The following is a 15,257-nucleotide window of genomic DNA, read 5'->3' as shown; positions in this document are numbered from 1 at the left end:
GATCAGGTGTCCAGGCTGCCACGCAGAAATTGCTGCAGGCGGTGCTGCATCGAGCGCCCTTCATTGCCCAGGCAGCCGATGGAAGAGCCCGCCAGGCTGGCTTCGGCCAGGTCCGAGGCGTCACCGGCAAGCAGCAGCGGGCAATCGAGGGTCAGCGCCAGGCGCTGCAGCCGCAGCGGCAAATCGGCGCCGGGCGAGCGATTGGAAAACAGCACCAACGCCTGCGGCCGGGTCTTCTCGCAAACCAGGGTCAACTCGTCGAACGGCTGGCCAACGGCAAACACCTTTACCGCCAGGTCATCGGAGCCGATCAATGCCCCAGCCACCAACAGCTCCAGCTCCCGACACTCACCGACAATCGCCGACAGCAGGATCCGCGGCGTTGCCGAGGCGCTGGCCAGGTGCAGGCGTTGCGCGACACGGGCGCGCAGGAAGGCGTCGAAGAACAGCCACTCACTGGCTTGGCCGAAGTGCCCCTGATGCCGCAGCAATTGCTGCCACAGCGGCATGATGATGCTCTGGAACACCACCGCGACCGGGTAGGCTGCGAAAATCTGGGCGTACAGGCGGTCGAGCTGGCGGTCGTCAAAGGCGCTGATTGCCAGACGCAGCTGCACCTGCCATTGGCTCCATTCGCGTTCGGTATCGACGCGCGAAGGCGTGGCGTGTTCGCTGCACAGGGTGTCACGCGCGAGGATCTTGCCTACTTTGCTCACGGCGACACCGCGCTCGATCCAGTCGAGAATGCGGTGCACGGTGTCGATATCGGTGCTTGAGTACAGCCGATGCCCGCTTTCAGTGCGGGTTGGCTGGATAAGACCGTAGCGACGTTCCCAGGCACGCAGGGTGACCGGGTTGACGCCGGTCAGCCGGGCGACTTCGCGAATCGGAAAAAGATCAGCGGGATCGATGACGCTGGCGTGCGCCATTTCGGCGTGAGGAGCAGTAATTTCGGGCATCAGCGTTGAAAAACATCCGTGTCGATGTGGACCTCATTTAACGCTGATTCAAGCCTCTGATTCAAGCTGTGCCGCGAGCCGACCAAAGTATCTGGCGTATTTCGCGGAAACAGGAATAATCCTTGCCTGTTTTTACGTAGCCGCCCTACCCGGGCGCTACGTTTGTGCGCCGCCTACCCGGCCCAGCGCACCTGATTACTTGGAGATACACAATGTCTACCTCACCCGTCACCCTGATGGTTGCGCGCCGCGTGGCCAAAGGTCGCTATGAAGAATTGATGGCCTGGCTGCGCGAAGGCGAGCAATTGGCGACCGACTTCCCCGGTTACCTGGGTTCCGGCGTGCTCGCACCGCCGCCCAATGACGATGAATTCCAGATTATTTTCCGCTTCGCCGACGAGAAAACCCTGCATGCCTGGGAGTTTTCGGCCTCGCGCAGTGCCTGGCTGAGCCGTGGCAGCGAACTGTTTGCCGACCCGTCCGAACATCGCGTCAGCGGTATCGATGGCTGGTTCGGTGCGGTTGGCGCACGACCGCCGCGCTGGAAACAGGCGGTGGCGATCTGGCTGGCGTTTTTCCCGGTGTCGCTGCTGTTCAACTTCGTGCTCGGGCCGTTGCTCAGCGAGCTGGAGCTGGCGCCGCGCATACTGGTGAGCACGATGGCGCTGACGCCACTGATGGTTTACTGGTTCATCCCGTTGTCCACGCATCTGCTGGCCAACTGGCTGCATCCTGCGCCCACTCCGCGCAAGGCGACTGAAGCCGCCGCGTGAGTACAGGGGCGGTCGGTCGCTGGTATAGTTTCACTCTGCCAGCGACTCGAGCCTCCCATGACATCCACCCCCGCCCCGATCCTGATCACCGGCGCCGGCCAGCGTGTCGGCCTGCATTGTGCCCAGCGCCTGCTGGACGAAGGCCACGCGGTGATTTTCAGCTACCGCAGCGAACGCCCCGGCGTGCAGGCCTTGCGCGAACGCGGTGCGATCGGCGTGTTTGCCGACCTCTCCAGCGAAGCGGGGATCCTGGCGTTCATCGATGAATTGAACACGCATACCCAGTGCCTGCGTGCGATCGTGCATAACGCCTCGGCCTGGGTCGCGGAAGCACCCGGCGACGAAAGCCGCGCCTTTACCGACATGTTCAGCGTGCACATGCTTGCGCCGTACCTGATCAACCTGCATTGTTCACCTTTGCTGCAACGCTCTTCGCCCGCCGACATCGTGCACATCAGCGACGATGTGGTGCGCAAGGGCAGCCGCCAGCACATCGCCTATTGCGCCACCAAGGCCGGGCTCGACAGCCTTACGCTGTCGTTTGCCGCGCAGTTCGCGCCGCTGATCAAGGTCAACGGCATCGCCCCGGCGATGGTGATGTTCAACGAGCACGACGACGCGGCCTACCGCACCAAGGTCCTGGCCAAGTCGGCACTGGGCATCGAGCCCGGGCCCGAAGTGATTTACCAGAGCCTGCGTTACCTGCTGGACAACCCCTATGTCACCGGTACCACCCTGACCGTCAACGGCGGGCGGCATATCAAGTAAGCCGTTTGTGAGGATGTTGTATGACCTTGTCCCTGCCCCACCACTACCGCGAGATCCTCAAGGGCCTGGGCGAAGACCCGGAACGCGAAGGCTTGCTCGACACCCCCAAGCGTGCCGCCAAAGCCATGCAGTACCTGTGTCATGGCTACGAGCAGAACCTGGAAGAAATCGTCAACGGCGCCCTGTTCGCCTCCGACAACGACGAGATGGTGATCCTCAAGGACATCGAGCTGTACTCGCTGTGCGAGCATCACTTGCTGCCCTTTATCGGCAAGGCCCACGTGGCCTACATTCCAACCGGAAAGGTGCTCGGCCTGTCGAAGCTGGCGCGCATCGTCGACATGTTCGCCCGGCGCCTGCAGATCCAGGAAAACCTCACGCGGCAGATCGCCGACGCCATCCAGGACGTGACCCAGGCCGCCGGCGTGGCCGTGGTCATCGAGGCCAAGCACATGTGCATGATGATGCGCGGTGTGGAAAAACAGAATTCAACCATGAACACCTCGGTGATGCTCGGCGCGTTCCGCGAGTCGAACACCACGCGCATGGAGTTCCTGCAACTGATTGGACGGAGCAAGTAGCAATGCCACAACTTCAACCAGGCATGGCGCGCATCCGGGTCAAGGACCTGTGCCTGCGCACTTTCATCGGCATCAACGAGGACGAAATCCTCAACAAGCAGGACGTGCTGATCAACCTCACCATCCTGTATGCCGCCCAGGAAGCCGTGCGCGACAACGACATCGACCATGCCCTGAACTACCGCACCATCACCAAGGCGATCATCGCCCACGTCGAAGGCAATCGTTTTGCCCTGCTGGAGCGCCTGACCCAGGAGCTGCTGGACCTGGTGATGAGCAACGAATCGGTGTTGTACGCCGAAGTCGAAGTCGACAAGCCGCATGCGCTGCGCTTTGCCGAGTCGGTTTCGATAACGCTCGCGGCGAGCCGCCCGGCCTCGAGCGATAAGCTTCAAGCCACACGTTAAAGCCAACCTCATTCCCACTTGCAGCTTGAAGCTAACCCGCTTGAAGCTGTCTCGAAGAGACCGTCATGAACGACCAACAACGCCTCGAACTCGAAGCCGCCGCCTTCCGCCGGCTGGTGGCGCACCTGGACAGCCGCAAGGATGTGCAGAACATCGACCTGATGAACCTCTCCGGTTTCTGCCGCAACTGCTTGTCCAAGTGGTACAAGGCCGAGGCCGATGAGCGCCACATCGAGCTGAGCCTCGATGACGCGCGTGAAGTGGTGTACGGCATGCCGTACGCCGAGTGGAAAGCCCAATACCAGAAAGAAGCCAGCGCCGACCAACAGGCGGCGTTCGCCAAAGGAAAAACCCATGACTGACCTGAACACCCTGCGCGCCAGCCTCAACAGTGGCGAACACGTCTTCGCCGATACCCTGGCTTTTGTCGCCGCTGGCTACGACTACCAACCGCAGGCCTTCACCAACGGCCCTGTGGAAAACGCCGCCGGCCAGAACGAAGGCTCGTGCAAGACCCTGGGCCTGGCCCTGCTGGAAGGCTTCAGCGATCAGGAAGCGTTGCTCGCGTTTGGTGAGCACTACCGCTCGGTGGTGGCGACGCCAGAGGGCAGTGACCACGGCAACATTCGTGCACTGATCGAGCATGGATTGGCCGGTGTGAAGTTCACTCAGCAGCCATTGACGCGCCGCTGATTCAATTTGCAAACCCGATTTAATCTGGGAGCAGGCTTGCCTGCGATGACGTCGGTGACTGACACACCGCTATCGCAGGCAAGCCAGCTCCCACAGTGATTGGATTATCACGTTGAGATAGCGCTGGATCATCAAATCCCGCGCATAAAAAAACCGGCCTCGCAGCCGGTTTTTTCATTTCAACGGGTTCAGAACGAAGCGTTCTGCAGGCCGTCGAGGTAACGCTCGGCGTCCAGGGCGGCCATGCAACCGGCGCCAGCCGAGGTGATGGCCTGGCGGTACACGTGGTCAGCCACGTCACCGGCGGCGAAGATGCCTTCGATGTTGGTCGCCGTGGCGTTGCCTTCACGGCCGCCCTGCACGACCAGGTAACCGTCCTTGGCCTCCAGCACGCCTTCGAACAGCGAGGTGTTCGGGGTGTGGCCGATGGCGATGAACACGCCGTCGACTTTCAGCTCGTCGAAGCTGCCGTCGTTGTTTTTCAGGCGGGCACCGGTCACGCCCATGTTGTCACCGAGGACTTCGTCCAGGGTGGCATTGAGCTTGAGGATGATCTTGCCTTCAGCGACACGGGCGTGCAGCTTGTCGATCAGGATCTTCTCGGCGCGGAAGGTCTCGCGACGGTGAACCAGGGTCACGGTGCTGGCGATGTTGGCCAGGTACAGCGCCTCTTCGACGGCAGTGTTGCCACCACCGACCACGGCGACCGGCTTGTTGCGGTAGAAGAAACCGTCGCAGGTCGCGCAGGCGGAAACGCCCTTGCCCATGAACGCTTCTTCCGACTGCAGGCCCAGGTAACGGGCGCTGGCGCCGGTGGCGATAATCAGCGCGTCACAGGTGTACACGCCGCTGTCGCCGGTCAGGCTATAAGGCTTTTTCGAGAAGTCGACCTGGTTGATGTGATCGAAGACGATCTCGGTCTCAAAACGCTCGGCGTGCTCTTTCATCCGCTCCATCAGCACCGGGCCGGTCAGGCCGTGGACATCGCCCGGCCAGTTGTCGACTTCGGTGGTGGTGGTCAACTGACCGCCCGCCTGCATGCCGGTGATCAGCAGCGGCTTGAGGTTGGCGCGGGCAGCGTAGACGGCAGCGCTGTAACCGGCAGGGCCGGAACCGAGAATAATCACTCGCGAATGACGGGTATCAGACATGACTCACTCCTATCGACCGCCCGGACAACAAGGCAGCTGGAATAAAAAAGGGACCACGAAGCACTTGGGGAAGGCTTGAACTCGCAGGCCCTGAAAAATAATGGGTGCAGCGTATCGAGGGGGGCAAGATTAAGGAAATACGCAATAACAATCCAGCTCATAGCGGGTCTCTATGCAGTCAGATCGATTAATCGACGCCTTTGTTACCGTTGATGTCGTCAAACCGGCCACGCTTTCGCCGCCGATGCAAAGCCGGTAAGGTCGGCGCGTTCGTCATCCTGCTCGGAGTTCTCCATGCCCGCCCCCGCTCTTTCCGGCCCGCAATACCTGCGTGAAGGCCTCAAACTGGTCCTGAGCCCCGGCCTGCGCCTGTTTGTGCTGCTGCCCCTGGCGATCAACCTGGTGCTGTTCGTCGGCCTGATCTATTTTGCCGGCCATCAGTTCAGCCTGTGGGTCGACACGCTGATGCCGACGCTGCCCGGCTGGCTGAGCTTCCTCAGCTATATCCTGTGGCCGCTGTTCGTGGTGCTGGTGGTGCTGATGGTGTTCTTCACCTTCACCATGCTCGCCAATATCATCGCCGCGCCGTTCAACGGCTTCCTGGCCGAGAAGGTCGAGGTGGTGGTGCGCGGTACCGATGACTTCCCCCCGTTCAGTTGGGGCGAGCTGGTGGCGATGGTCCCACGTACCCTGGCCCGGGAAATGCGCAAGTTGGGCTATTTCCTGCCACGGGCCATCGGCCTGTTTATCCTGTCGTTCATCCCGGTGGTCAACCTGATCGCGGCGCCGCTGTGGCTGCTGTTCGGCGTGTGGATGATGGCGATCCAGTACATCGACTACCCGGCCGACAACCACAAGCTGGGCTGGAACGAAATGCTCGCCTGGCTGCGCCAGAAACGCTGGCAGAGCATGAGCTTCGGCGGCATCGTCTACCTGGTGCTGCTGGTGCCGGTGGTCAACCTGCTGATGATGCCGGCAGCAGTGGCCGGCGCCACGTTGTTCTGGGTGCGTGAGCAAGGCGCCGAGGCAATGGCGGCGCAGCAGATCGCCAAGTCATAAATCCATCATCTGGATGACACAATGACGACATGGCCCACGGCGACACTGTGGGTCATGACGACAGCCTCGCTCCACATCACCCTGATCACCGAAACCTTCCCGCCAGAGATCAACGGGGTGGCCAATACCCTTGGCCGCCTGTGCGACGGTTTGCGCGCGCGCGGCCATCAGGTCGAACTGGTGCGCCCGCGCCAGGGCGCGGACCAGAGCCGTCCCAGCGACGATGGCCTGCTGCTGTGCCGCGGCTGGCCGTTGCCGGGGTATCCAGGGCTGCAATGGGGCCAGTCGTCGATGCACAAATTGCTGCGCCGCTGGACGCGCCAGCGCCCGGACGTGCTGTACATCGCCACCGAAGGCCCGCTGGGACTGTCGGCATTGCGTGCCGCGCGGCGCCTGGGGATCAGCGTGGTCAGCGGCTTTCACACCAATTTCCAGCAGTACTCGAACCAGTACGGCTTGAGCCTGCTGAGCCGCATGGTCACTCACTACCTGCGCTGGTTTCACAACCGTTCGACCCTGACCCTGGTCCCCAGCGCCAGCCAGCGCCTGGAACTGGAGCGCCGGCATTTCGAGCGACTGGGGATGTTGTCGCGCGGCGTCGACAGCCAGCTGTTCCATCCGGCCAGGCGCGACAGTGCCCTGCGCGAAAGCTGGGGCCTGGAAAACGACGATATCGCAGTGCTGCACGTGGGGCGCCTGGCCCAGGAGAAAAACCTCGGCCTGCTCAAGCGCTGCTTTGATGCAGTGCAGGCGACCTACCCGTGGCGCCGCTTGAAGCTGGTCATCGTCGGTGACGGTCCGCAACGCGCGCTGCTCGAGAGGGAGCTCCCTGACGCCGTGTTCTGCGGCACCCAGCGTGGCGAAGAGTTGGCCCGGCATTACGCCTCAGGGGATCTGTTCCTGTTCCCCAGCCTGACCGAAACCTTCGGCAACGTGGTGCTGGAAGCCATGGCCTCCGGGCTCGGCGTGGTCGCCTACGACCAGGCGGCCGCCACCCAGCATATCCGCCATGGCTACAACGGCGTGCTGGCGATGCCCGGGGATGAGGATGCATTTTGCGATGCCGCGATCTGGCTGCTGGAAGAACGCGAGACCTTGCGCAGGGCCCGACTGAATGCGCGCCAACACGCGAGCCGCCAGGGCTGGCCGGCGATTATCGAGCAGTTCGAGCGTCAGTTGCGCGGGGTGTGCGAGGACGGGCATCCGCTGCCCGTCCTGTCGCCGCTTAAACCAACGTCGTCAACGCCTCACGACTGAACGGCAGGATGTCGCCTTCACGACCTTCGCGCACTTTCAGCGCCCAATCCGGATCGACCAGCAATGCACGGCCGACGGCCACCAGGTCGAACTCGTCGTTGTTCAGACGCTCCAGCAGCTTTTCCAGGCTTGCCGGTTGCGCGACCTTGTCGGTATTGACCATGAACTGCAGGAACTCGCCATCCAGGCCGACGCTGCCGACGGTGATGGTTGGCTTGCCGGTCAGCTTGCGCGTCCAGCCGGCCAGGTTGAGGTCGGAACCTTCGAACTCCGGCTCCCAGAAACGGCGAGTAGAGCAGTGGAAAATATCCACGCCGGCGTCGGACAAAGGCTTGAGGAACGCCCCCAATGCCTCGGGGGTTTGCACCAGGCGCGCGGTGTAGTCCTGCTGCTTCCACTGCGAGAAACGGAAGATGATCGGGAAATCCGGGCCCACGGCGGCGCGGGTGGCCTGGATCAGCTCGATGGCAAAGCGCGAACGGTTGGCCAGGCTGCCACCGTATTCGTCAGTGCGCTGGTTGCTGCCTTCCCAGAAGAACTGGTCGATCAGGTAACCGTGGGCGCCGTGGATTTCCACGCCGTCCATGCCGATGCCCTGGGCATCCTTGGCGGCTTGGGCGAAGGCGGCAATGACATCCTGGATGTCCTCGACGGTCATGCCATGCACGACCACGTTGCCGTCCTTGAGTTTTTCCATCGGGCCGTAAGCCGGCACGCTGGCGTCAGGCTCGGTGCCGATGCGACGTACGCTGCCCACGTGCCACAGCTGCGGGACGATCTTGCCGCCCTCGGCGTGCACGGCGTCGACCACTTTCTTCCAGCCGGCGAGTGCCGCTTCGCCATAGAAATGCGGGACATTGGGATAGCCATTGGAAGCCTTGTGGCCGACCACAGTGCCTTCGGTGATGATCAGGCCCACGCCGGCAGCGGCACGGCGACGGTAGTACTCGATCACTTTGGAATTGGGCACGCCACCGGGGGAAAACGAGCGGGTCATCGGCGCCATGACCACGCGGGTCGACAGCTGCAGTGCGCCGAGCTGGAACGGTTTGAACAAGGCTTGGACAGGCATGGGAGCACTCCACGAAAGACGGGGTTTATGATGTGGATAATATGAGCAGCGCGCCGCGCTGGGTAGCACTATTGATGGGGGTGATTAAGGGGTAAAAGCAGGGGAGCGTGGTAGCTGTTGGGCTGGGGTGAGCCCGCCTATTGCGCAGGCACCTTGTGGCGAGCGGGCTTGCCCCGCGTTGGGCTGCGCAGCAGCCCCAATCAGGTCAGCGCAGTTTTTCAGAGACTCCGAGGTGGAGGGTTTGGGGCTGCTGCGCAGCCCAACGCGGGGCAAGCCCGCTCACCACATGAAGCAGGCTAGCTACAACAAGCCTGCTCACCACAAAATTGATGGGGGTGATTAAGGGGTAAAAGCGGGGGAGCGTGGTAGCTGTTGGGCTGGGGCAAGCCTGCTAGCACAACAAGCCGGCTCACTCCATCAAGCCTGCCGGGCACGACAAGCCTGCTCACAACAAAAAAGCCGCTCTTTATATCCAGCCCGGTATTCAAGCCAGGGCTTTTTCGATGGCCTGGATGATCGACGGGTCTTCCGGTGGGGTACGCGGCGAGAAACGCGCCAGGACCCGGCCGTCTTTACCAAGCAGGAATTTCTCGAAATTCCAGGTGATATCCCCAGGAAACTCGGCGCCCTCGCCCGCCAGCAGGCGGTACAGCTGGTGACGCTCAGGGCCATTCACATCGAGCTTGCTGCCCAGCGGGAACGTCACGCCATAGTTGAGGCTGCAGAACTCGCGGATTTCATCCTCGGTGCCCGGTTCCTGGCCTGCAAACTGGTTGCAAGGCAAGCCCAGCACGGTGAACCCCTGGTCCTTGTACTGCAGGTAGAGGTTCTCCAACGCCGCGTATTGCGGGGTCAAGCCACATTTGGAGGCGACGTTGACCACCAGCACGACTTGCCCCTTGAAGGGCGCCAGCGGCAGCTCTTGTCCGTCCAACGCTTTGAGTTTCAGGTCGTGGAAAGCACTCATGACGAACTCCAGATATCCCATGTTCTTCGCATTGCGACGTATCGAGATTACAACCCGCAAGCCTGCAATCATAGACGCCGATTACAAAACTCGCCTGCGGATTACTGAGCGGTCGGCCACGGCAGAATTGGAATCGCCGTGACCGCGTTCTGCGGGCTGCCTTCGATCAGGCGGTCACTGTAGACCAGGTACACCAGGGTGTTGCGCTTCTTGTCGAGAAAGCGCACGACCTGCATGGTCTTGAACACCAACGAGGTGCGTTCCTTGAAGACCTCGTCGCCGTCCTTGAGTTCGCCCTTGAAGCGGATCGGGCCGACCTGGCGGCAGGCAATCGAAGCTTCGGCGCGGTCTTCGGCCAGGCCCAGGCCGCCCTTGACGCCGCCGGTCTTGGCACGCGACAGGTAGCAGGTCACGCCGTCGACCTTGGGGTCATCAAACGCTTCGACCACGATTCGATCATTGGGGCCGACAAACTTGAACACCGTCGACACCTGGCCGATCTCTTCAGCCGAAGCCAGCAACGGCATGGCCAGCAGCAGGCCGAGCAATCCCTTCATTAAACGCATCGTGTATTCCTTTGGTTAAACCAGGATCAGGTTATCGCGGTGCACCAGTTCCGGTTCCGCCATGTAACCCAGAAGTCCGACAATCGCATCAGACGATTGTCCGATAATTTTCTGCGCTTCCAGGGCGCTGTAGTTGGCCAGGCCACGGGCGATCTCACGACCATCCGGCGCCACGCACACCACCATTTCGCCACGGCGGAAGCTGCCCTGGACCAACTTGACGCCGACTGGCAGCAGGCTCTTGTTGCCTTGGGACAACGCCGATACCGCGCCTTCATCCAGCACCAGGGTGCCACGGGTTTGCAGATGACCGGCCAGCCACTGTTTGCGCGCCGCCAGCATGCCGCGTTCCGGCGACAGCAGCGTACCGATGCGCTCACCAGCCTTGAGGCGATCCAGCACGCGCTCCAGGCGCCCGCCGACGATAATCGTGTGGGCGCCGGAGCGTGCGGCCAAACGGGCTGCGCGCAGCTTGGTCTGCATGCCGCCACGGCCCAATGCACCGCCGACGCTGCCGGCCACGGCGTCCAGCGCCGGGTCATCGGCACGCGCTTCATAAATAAGCTGGGCATCGGGGTTGTTGCGTGGGTCGGCGTCGAACATGCCGTCGCGGTCGGTGAGGATCACCAGCAGGTCGGCTTCCACCAGGTTGGCCACCAGGGCGGCCAGGGTGTCGTTGTCGCCGAAGCGGATTTCGTCGGTGACCACGGTGTCGTTTTCGTTGATCACCGGGATGACCTTGAGCTCCACCAGCGCGCGCAGGGTGCTGCGGGCATTGAGATAGCGCTTGCGGTCGGACAGGTCGTCGTGGGTCAGCAGGATCTGCGCCGTGTGGCGGCCGTGCTCGGCAAAGCTGGATTCCCAGGCTTGCACCAGGCCCATCTGGCCGATAGCGGCGGCGGCTTGCAGTTCGTGCATCGCGCTGGGTCGCGCGGTCCAGCCGAGGCGGCTCATCCCGGCGGCAACCGCCCCGGACGACACCAGCACCAATTCCACGCCCGCCTCATGCAAGGCCACCATCTGCTCGACCCAGACGCTCATGGCTGCGCGATCCAGCCCCTTGCCGTCTGCCGTCAGCAGCGCACTTCCGATCTTTACGACCCAGCGCTGCGCACCTGTCACTTTGCTCCGCATCTTCTTCAACCTTAGAGTGAGGGCTGCACGCGACCCAGCGCCGCCCATAACGTTATACCCGGATACCAAAACGCCGCTCCAGGGAGCGGCGTTCAAGTTTATCGCAACGGATCAGTCACGCACGTAAATGATTTCCGGACCGTCTTCATCATCCACGTCTTCTTCGTCCCAATCATCGTCGCCGATGTCATGGACCGACTTCACGCCACTGCGGCGCAGGGCACGCTGGTCATCCAGGGCCTGCAGCTGGGCGCGGGCTTCGTCTTCGATGCGCTGGTCGAGTTCGGCCAGTTCGGCCTTGAACACCGGATCGGCCGCCAGACGGTCGGCACGGTCTTCGAGGTAGCGCATGATGTCGCGGGTCAGGCGCTCGGTGCCTTCTTTGGCGATGGCCGAGATTACGTAGACCGGACCTTCCCACTCCAGGCGATCGACGATTTCCTTGACGCGCTCCTCGTGTTCTTCTTCGAGGATCTGGTCGCACTTGTTCAGCACCAGCCAGCGATCACGCTCAGCCAGGGACGGGCTGAACTTGGTCAGCTCGCTGACGATCACTTCGGCGGCGTCCGGTGCGCTGGTGTCATCCAGCGGCGCCATGTCGACGAGGTGCAGCAGCAAACGGGTACGCGACAAGTGCTTGAGGAAGCGAATCCCCAGGCCAGCACCATCGGAAGCGCCTTCGATCAGGCCGGGAATGTCGGCGATCACGAAGCTTTTCCAGCGGTCGACGCTGACCACACCCAGGTTCGGCACCAGGGTGGTGAACGGGTAGTCGGCGACTTTCGGCTTGGCGGCCGAGACCGAGCGGATGAAGGTACTCTTGCCGGCATTCGGCAGGCCCAGCAGGCCCACGTCGGCGAGTACTTTCATTTCCAGCTTGAGGTCACGCTGCTCACCTGGCTTGCCCGGCGTGGTCTGGCGCGGTGCACGGTTGGTACTGGACTTGAATCGGGTGTTACCCAGACCGTGCCAGCCGCCCTGCACTACCATCAACTTCTGGCCGGCCTTGGTCAGGTCGCCAATCACTTCCTGGGTCGCGGAGTCGATAATGGTGGTGCCGACCGGTACGCGCAGTACCAGGTCTTCGCCTTTCTTGCCGGTGCAGTCGGTGCTGCCGCCGTTGGAGCCACGCTCGGCATCGAAGTGCCGGGTGTAACGGTAGTCGACCAGGGTGTTGAGGTTTTCGTCGGCCATCATGTAGATGGAACCGCCGTCACCGCCGTCACCGCCGTTTGGACCACCGTTTTCGATGAATTTTTCGCGACGGAAACTCATGCAACCGTTACCGCCGTCGCCTGCTTTTACTCGGATGGAAACTTCATCAACGAACTTCATAACAAAACGCCTCTCGCCGCACGGACGAGCTTAAAAAACCAAGACATAAGACTCTTGCAAAAATGAGCGCAGCGACCTCAAGCAACGACCACACATCCAGCTGCTCTCGCCCATTACAAACAGCTTTGCAAGAGACTCACCCCACAAACGAAAAAGCCCCGTCGCAAGACAGGGCTTTTCCAGCGGTCTCGCAATTAAGCTGCGATAACGCTTACGTAACGACGACCGAAGGCGCCTTTTACTTCGAACTTGATCACGCCTTCGACTTTAGCGAAGAGGGTGTGATCTTTACCCATACCAACGCCGTAGCCAGCGTGGAATTGGGTGCCGCGCTGACGCACGATGATGTTGCCCGCTTTGATAGCCTGGCCGCCATACATCTTCACGCCAAGGCGTTTGGCTTCTGAGTCGCGACCGTTACGGGTACTACCACCAGCTTTTTTGTGTGCCATGAGTCAATTCTCCTAGTGAGGAATTAGGCTGAAATTAAGCCTGAATACCGGTGATTTTGATCTCGGTGTACCACTGGCGGTGGCCCATACGCTTCATGTGGTGCTTACGACGACGGAACTTGATGATGCGGACTTTATCGTGACGACCTTGGGAGATCACTTCAGCCACAACGGTAGCGCCAGCAACAACTGGAGCGCCGATGTTCACGTCATCGCCATTGGCGACCAACAGAACGCGATCAAAAGTAACGGATTCGCCGGTAGCGACTTCCAGTTTTTCGATCTTCAGGTATTCACCTGGGGCGACCTTGTATTGCTTGCCACCAGTAACAATTACTGCGTACGACATGGTATTTCTCCGATAATCCTGCTCACCCAGCGCTTTATAAGAAGAGGTATTGGCTGGCATGGCTGCATGGGATGGACGTCCCGAATGCAATTGCGTAAGGCAGGTGCTGCCCAGGAAGTTCAGGGTGCGCGATTGTACGCAAGGCTTTGATACGTTGCAAGTGGCCGCCTATCGCGCCTTGACACCCGGGGGTCAGGGTCCTAGCATGCCGCGCAACCCTTCTGGAGCGACTGTCGCTGATGCAACCCCAAGCTTTCTACCGCGCGGTCGCGGACGATTTTAGCGCCGTCGACGGCATCATCAAGCAGCAGCTGACGTCTAAAGTGCCGCTGGTCTCCAAAATTGGCGACTATATTACGTCGGCGGGCGGTAAGCGCCTGCGTCCTTTATTAGTGTTGCTGTGCGGCAAGGCCCTGGGTCGCGAAGGCGATGACGTGCGCCTGCTGGCCGCCACTATCGAGTTCCTGCACACCGCCACCCTGCTGCATGACGACGTGGTCGACATGTCCGGCATGCGCCGTGGCCGTGAGACCGCCAATGCGATGTGGGGCAACGCCCCGAGCGTGCTGGTGGGCGACTTCCTGTACTCGCGCTCGTTCGAAATGATGGTCGAGCTGGGCTCGATGCCGGTGATGAAGATTCTTTCACAGGCCACGCGCATCATCGCCGAAGGCGAAGTGTTGCAGCTGTCCAAGGTCCGCGACGCCAGCACCACCGAAGAAACCTATATGGAAGTGATTCGCGGCAAGACCGCGATGCTCTTCGAAGCCTCGACCCACAGCGCCGCCGCCCTGTGTGGCGCGACGGCCGAACAGGCCGAAGCCCTGCGCACCTTCGGGGATCACTTGGGCGTGGCGTTCCAGCTGGTCGACGACCTGCTCGACTACAAGGGCGACGCCGAGACCCTGGGCAAGAACGTCGGTGACGACCTGGCCGAGGGCAAGCCGACCTTGCCGCTGATCTACACCATGCGCGAAGGCACGCCGGAACAGGCCGCCCTGGTGCGCAAGGCGATCCAGAAAGGCGGGATCGAGGACCTGGAGGCCATCCGCGTCGCCGTGGAAGCCTCCGGCTCCCTCGAGTACACCGCGCAATTGGCGCGTGACTACGTGGCCCGTGCGATCAAATGCCTGGAAGCCCTTCCGGCCAGCGAATACCGGGATGCCCTGGTTGAGCTGAGTGAGTTCGCGGTCGCGCGGACGCACTGATTGCGCCGCACTTGATGTGGGAACTGGCTTGCCTGCGATAGCGGTAGTGAATTCACTGCAGTCATCGCAGGCAAGCCAGTTCCCACATTAAGACCACATCGTCCCCTCCCCCCTACAAATCCCTATATAATGTGCGACTTTTAGCCATCCCTGACTTTCAAGGAGCTTTAGTGAGCACGTTGCCACCCTGCCCGAAATGCAATTCCGAATACACCTACGAAGACGGCGCCCAGCTGGTCTGCCCGGAATGCGCCCATGAATGGTCCGCCAGTGGCGAGGCCGAAGTGGCGGGCGATGAAACCGTGAAGAAAGACTCTGTGGGCAACGTCCTGCAGGACGGCGACACCATCACCGTGATCAAGGACCTCAAGGTCAAGGGCACGTCCCTGGTGGTCAAGGTCGGCACCAAGGTCAAGAACATCCGCCTGTGCGACGGCGATCACGATATCGATTGCAAGATCGACGGCATTGGCCCGATGAAACTCAAGTCCGAGTTCGTGCGCAAAGTCTGAATCTGCTGCCCCCA

19 protein-coding genes are annotated in these 15,257 nt (G+C 61.5%); 10 read left to right on the top strand and 9 right to left on the bottom strand.

Going from position 1 to position 15,257, the window contains the following annotated elements:
- Window positions 1-2: 2 nt before the first annotated feature.
- A complete protein-coding gene (locus tag NTD80_RS05115; RefSeq protein WP_262132441.1) occupies window positions 3-959 on the bottom strand; it encodes a MerR family transcriptional regulator in 957 nt (318 codons plus the stop codon).
- Window positions 960-1,171: 212 nt separating this feature from the next.
- On the opposite strand from NTD80_RS05115, the gene NTD80_RS05110 reads away from it, so the two are divergent.
- The 6 genes from NTD80_RS05110 to NTD80_RS05085 all read left to right on the top strand — a co-directional run bounded on the left by NTD80_RS05110 (window position 1,172) and on the right by NTD80_RS05085 (window position 4,181).
- Window positions 1,172-1,732: an antibiotic biosynthesis monooxygenase gene (locus NTD80_RS05110; RefSeq protein ID WP_262132440.1), complete on the top strand. Its 561-nt coding sequence runs from the start codon at window positions 1,172-1,174 to the stop codon at window positions 1,730-1,732.
- Window positions 1,733-1,789: 57 nt separating this feature from the next.
- Window positions 1,790-2,500: a dihydromonapterin reductase gene (gene folM / locus NTD80_RS05105; protein WP_262132439.1), complete on the top strand. Its 711-nt coding sequence runs from the start codon at window positions 1,790-1,792 to the stop codon at window positions 2,498-2,500.
- 20 nt (window positions 2,501-2,520) lie between these two features.
- The gene (folE, locus tag NTD80_RS05100; RefSeq protein ID WP_025858052.1) at window positions 2,521-3,081 is read left to right on the top strand and encodes a GTP cyclohydrolase I FolE; all 561 of its coding nucleotides are present in this window, start codon (window positions 2,521-2,523) and stop codon (window positions 3,079-3,081) included.
- A 2-nt stretch (window positions 3,082-3,083) separates the two neighbouring features.
- Window positions 3,084-3,488 (top strand): dihydroneopterin triphosphate 2'-epimerase, encoded by a 405-nt coding sequence (gene folX, locus NTD80_RS05095; protein WP_065908486.1) that lies wholly within the window; start codon window positions 3,084-3,086, stop codon window positions 3,486-3,488.
- 65 nt (window positions 3,489-3,553) lie between these two features.
- The gene (locus tag NTD80_RS05090) at window positions 3,554-3,850 is read left to right on the top strand and encodes a DUF1244 domain-containing protein (protein ID WP_065908484.1); all 297 of its coding nucleotides are present in this window, start codon (window positions 3,554-3,556) and stop codon (window positions 3,848-3,850) included.
- A complete protein-coding gene (locus tag NTD80_RS05085) occupies window positions 3,843-4,181 on the top strand; it encodes a HopJ type III effector protein (protein ID WP_262132435.1) in 339 nt (112 codons plus the stop codon). Before NTD80_RS05090 ends, NTD80_RS05085 begins: the two co-directional genes overlap by 8 nt.
- Window positions 4,182-4,369: 188 nt before the next feature.
- On the opposite strand, the gene trxB is transcribed toward NTD80_RS05085, so the two are convergent.
- Window positions 4,370-5,332, bottom strand: coding sequence for a thioredoxin-disulfide reductase (gene trxB, locus NTD80_RS05080; protein ID WP_262132433.1), 963 nt, complete (start codon window positions 5,330-5,332; stop codon window positions 4,370-4,372).
- A gap of 294 nt (window positions 5,333-5,626) precedes the next feature.
- On the opposite strand from trxB, the gene cysZ reads away from it, so the two are divergent.
- On the top strand, window positions 5,627-6,391 hold the full coding sequence (gene cysZ, locus NTD80_RS05075; RefSeq protein WP_065908480.1) for a sulfate transporter CysZ: 765 nt from the start codon (window positions 5,627-5,629) through the stop codon (window positions 6,389-6,391).
- 54 nt (window positions 6,392-6,445) lie between these two features.
- Window positions 6,446-7,648, top strand: coding sequence for a glycosyltransferase family 4 protein (locus NTD80_RS05070; RefSeq protein WP_262132513.1), 1,203 nt, complete (start codon window positions 6,446-6,448; stop codon window positions 7,646-7,648).
- Here the strand turns inward: NTD80_RS05070 and NTD80_RS05065 are convergent.
- The 7 genes from NTD80_RS05065 to rplU form a co-directional block, all read right to left on the bottom strand.
- A complete protein-coding gene (locus NTD80_RS05065; RefSeq protein ID WP_262132431.1) occupies window positions 7,617-8,720 on the bottom strand; it encodes an NADH:flavin oxidoreductase in 1,104 nt (367 codons plus the stop codon). The two genes, NTD80_RS05070 and NTD80_RS05065, sit on opposite strands and share 32 nt — an antisense overlap.
- 484 nt (window positions 8,721-9,204) lie before the next feature.
- Window positions 9,205-9,687 (bottom strand): glutathione peroxidase, encoded by a 483-nt coding sequence (locus tag NTD80_RS05060; RefSeq protein WP_262132429.1) that lies wholly within the window; start codon window positions 9,685-9,687, stop codon window positions 9,205-9,207.
- Window positions 9,688-9,788: 101 nt separating this feature from the next.
- Window positions 9,789-10,253 (bottom strand): CreA family protein, encoded by a 465-nt coding sequence (locus NTD80_RS05055; protein ID WP_048722903.1) that lies wholly within the window; start codon window positions 10,251-10,253, stop codon window positions 9,789-9,791.
- Window positions 10,254-10,268: 15 nt separating this feature from the next.
- The gene (gene proB / locus NTD80_RS05050; protein WP_005791305.1) at window positions 10,269-11,387 is read right to left on the bottom strand and encodes a glutamate 5-kinase; all 1,119 of its coding nucleotides are present in this window, start codon (window positions 11,385-11,387) and stop codon (window positions 10,269-10,271) included.
- 111 nt (window positions 11,388-11,498) lie between these two features.
- Complete coding sequence (cgtA, locus tag NTD80_RS05045) at window positions 11,499-12,722, bottom strand: Obg family GTPase CgtA (RefSeq protein ID WP_010206489.1); 1,224 nt, start codon at window positions 12,720-12,722, stop codon at window positions 11,499-11,501.
- Window positions 12,723-12,916: 194 nt separating this feature from the next.
- Window positions 12,917-13,174, bottom strand: a complete 258-nt coding sequence (gene rpmA, locus NTD80_RS05040) for a 50S ribosomal protein L27 (RefSeq protein WP_003205738.1) — start codon at window positions 13,172-13,174, stop codon at window positions 12,917-12,919.
- 34 nt (window positions 13,175-13,208) lie between these two features.
- Window positions 13,209-13,523 carry a 50S ribosomal protein L21 gene (gene rplU, locus NTD80_RS05035; RefSeq protein ID WP_007950961.1) on the bottom strand — a complete coding sequence of 105 codons (315 nt, stop codon included), beginning with the start codon at window positions 13,521-13,523 and terminating at the stop codon, window positions 13,209-13,211.
- A gap of 239 nt (window positions 13,524-13,762) precedes the next feature.
- Here rplU and NTD80_RS05030 point away from each other — a divergent pair, with 239 nt between their 5' ends.
- The gene (locus NTD80_RS05030) at window positions 13,763-14,731 is read left to right on the top strand and encodes a polyprenyl synthetase family protein (protein WP_065908467.1); all 969 of its coding nucleotides are present in this window, start codon (window positions 13,763-13,765) and stop codon (window positions 14,729-14,731) included.
- 170 nt (window positions 14,732-14,901) lie between these two features.
- A complete protein-coding gene (locus tag NTD80_RS05025; RefSeq protein ID WP_065908466.1) occupies window positions 14,902-15,243 on the top strand; it encodes a zinc ribbon domain-containing protein YjdM in 342 nt (113 codons plus the stop codon).
- Window positions 15,244-15,257 lie beyond the last annotated feature (14 nt).

This window comes from Pseudomonas sp. 13B_2.1_Bac1 (genome assembly GCF_025466155.1).
Taxonomy (GTDB): domain Bacteria; phylum Pseudomonadota; class Gammaproteobacteria; order Pseudomonadales; family Pseudomonadaceae; genus Aquipseudomonas; species Aquipseudomonas aylmerensis.
The sequence above is the reverse complement of the archived record's forward strand: the minus strand, read 5'-3'. Positions and strand labels throughout refer to the sequence as shown.

Coding starts and splice junctions, on each gene's coding strand:
- NTD80_RS05115 (WP_262132441.1), bottom strand. CDS start 959: ATGCCCGAAATTACTGCTCCTCACGCCGAAATGGCGCACGCCAGCGTC.
- NTD80_RS05110 (WP_262132440.1), top strand. CDS start 1,172: ATGTCTACCTCACCCGTCACCCTGATGGTTGCGCGCCGCGTGGCCAAA.
- folM (WP_262132439.1), top strand. CDS start 1,790: ATGACATCCACCCCCGCCCCGATCCTGATCACCGGCGCCGGCCAGCGT.
- folE (WP_025858052.1), top strand. CDS start 2,521: ATGACCTTGTCCCTGCCCCACCACTACCGCGAGATCCTCAAGGGCCTG.
- folX (WP_065908486.1), top strand. CDS start 3,084: ATGCCACAACTTCAACCAGGCATGGCGCGCATCCGGGTCAAGGACCTG.
- NTD80_RS05090 (WP_065908484.1), top strand. CDS start 3,554: ATGAACGACCAACAACGCCTCGAACTCGAAGCCGCCGCCTTCCGCCGG.
- NTD80_RS05085 (WP_262132435.1), top strand. CDS start 3,843: ATGACTGACCTGAACACCCTGCGCGCCAGCCTCAACAGTGGCGAACAC.
- trxB (WP_262132433.1), bottom strand. CDS start 5,332: ATGTCTGATACCCGTCATTCGCGAGTGATTATTCTCGGTTCCGGCCCT.
- cysZ (WP_065908480.1), top strand. CDS start 5,627: ATGCCCGCCCCCGCTCTTTCCGGCCCGCAATACCTGCGTGAAGGCCTC.
- NTD80_RS05070 (WP_262132513.1), top strand. CDS start 6,446: ATGACGACAGCCTCGCTCCACATCACCCTGATCACCGAAACCTTCCCG.
- NTD80_RS05065 (WP_262132431.1), bottom strand. CDS start 8,720: ATGCCTGTCCAAGCCTTGTTCAAACCGTTCCAGCTCGGCGCACTGCAG.
- NTD80_RS05060 (WP_262132429.1), bottom strand. CDS start 9,687: ATGAGTGCTTTCCACGACCTGAAACTCAAAGCGTTGGACGGACAAGAG.
- NTD80_RS05055 (WP_048722903.1), bottom strand. CDS start 10,253: ATGCGTTTAATGAAGGGATTGCTCGGCCTGCTGCTGGCCATGCCGTTG.
- proB (WP_005791305.1), bottom strand. CDS start 11,387: ATGCGGAGCAAAGTGACAGGTGCGCAGCGCTGGGTCGTAAAGATCGGA.
- cgtA (WP_010206489.1), bottom strand. CDS start 12,722: ATGAAGTTCGTTGATGAAGTTTCCATCCGAGTAAAAGCAGGCGACGGC.
- rpmA (WP_003205738.1), bottom strand. CDS start 13,174: ATGGCACACAAAAAAGCTGGTGGTAGTACCCGTAACGGTCGCGACTCA.
- rplU (WP_007950961.1), bottom strand. CDS start 13,523: ATGTCGTACGCAGTAATTGTTACTGGTGGCAAGCAATACAAGGTCGCC.
- NTD80_RS05030 (WP_065908467.1), top strand. CDS start 13,763: ATGCAACCCCAAGCTTTCTACCGCGCGGTCGCGGACGATTTTAGCGCC.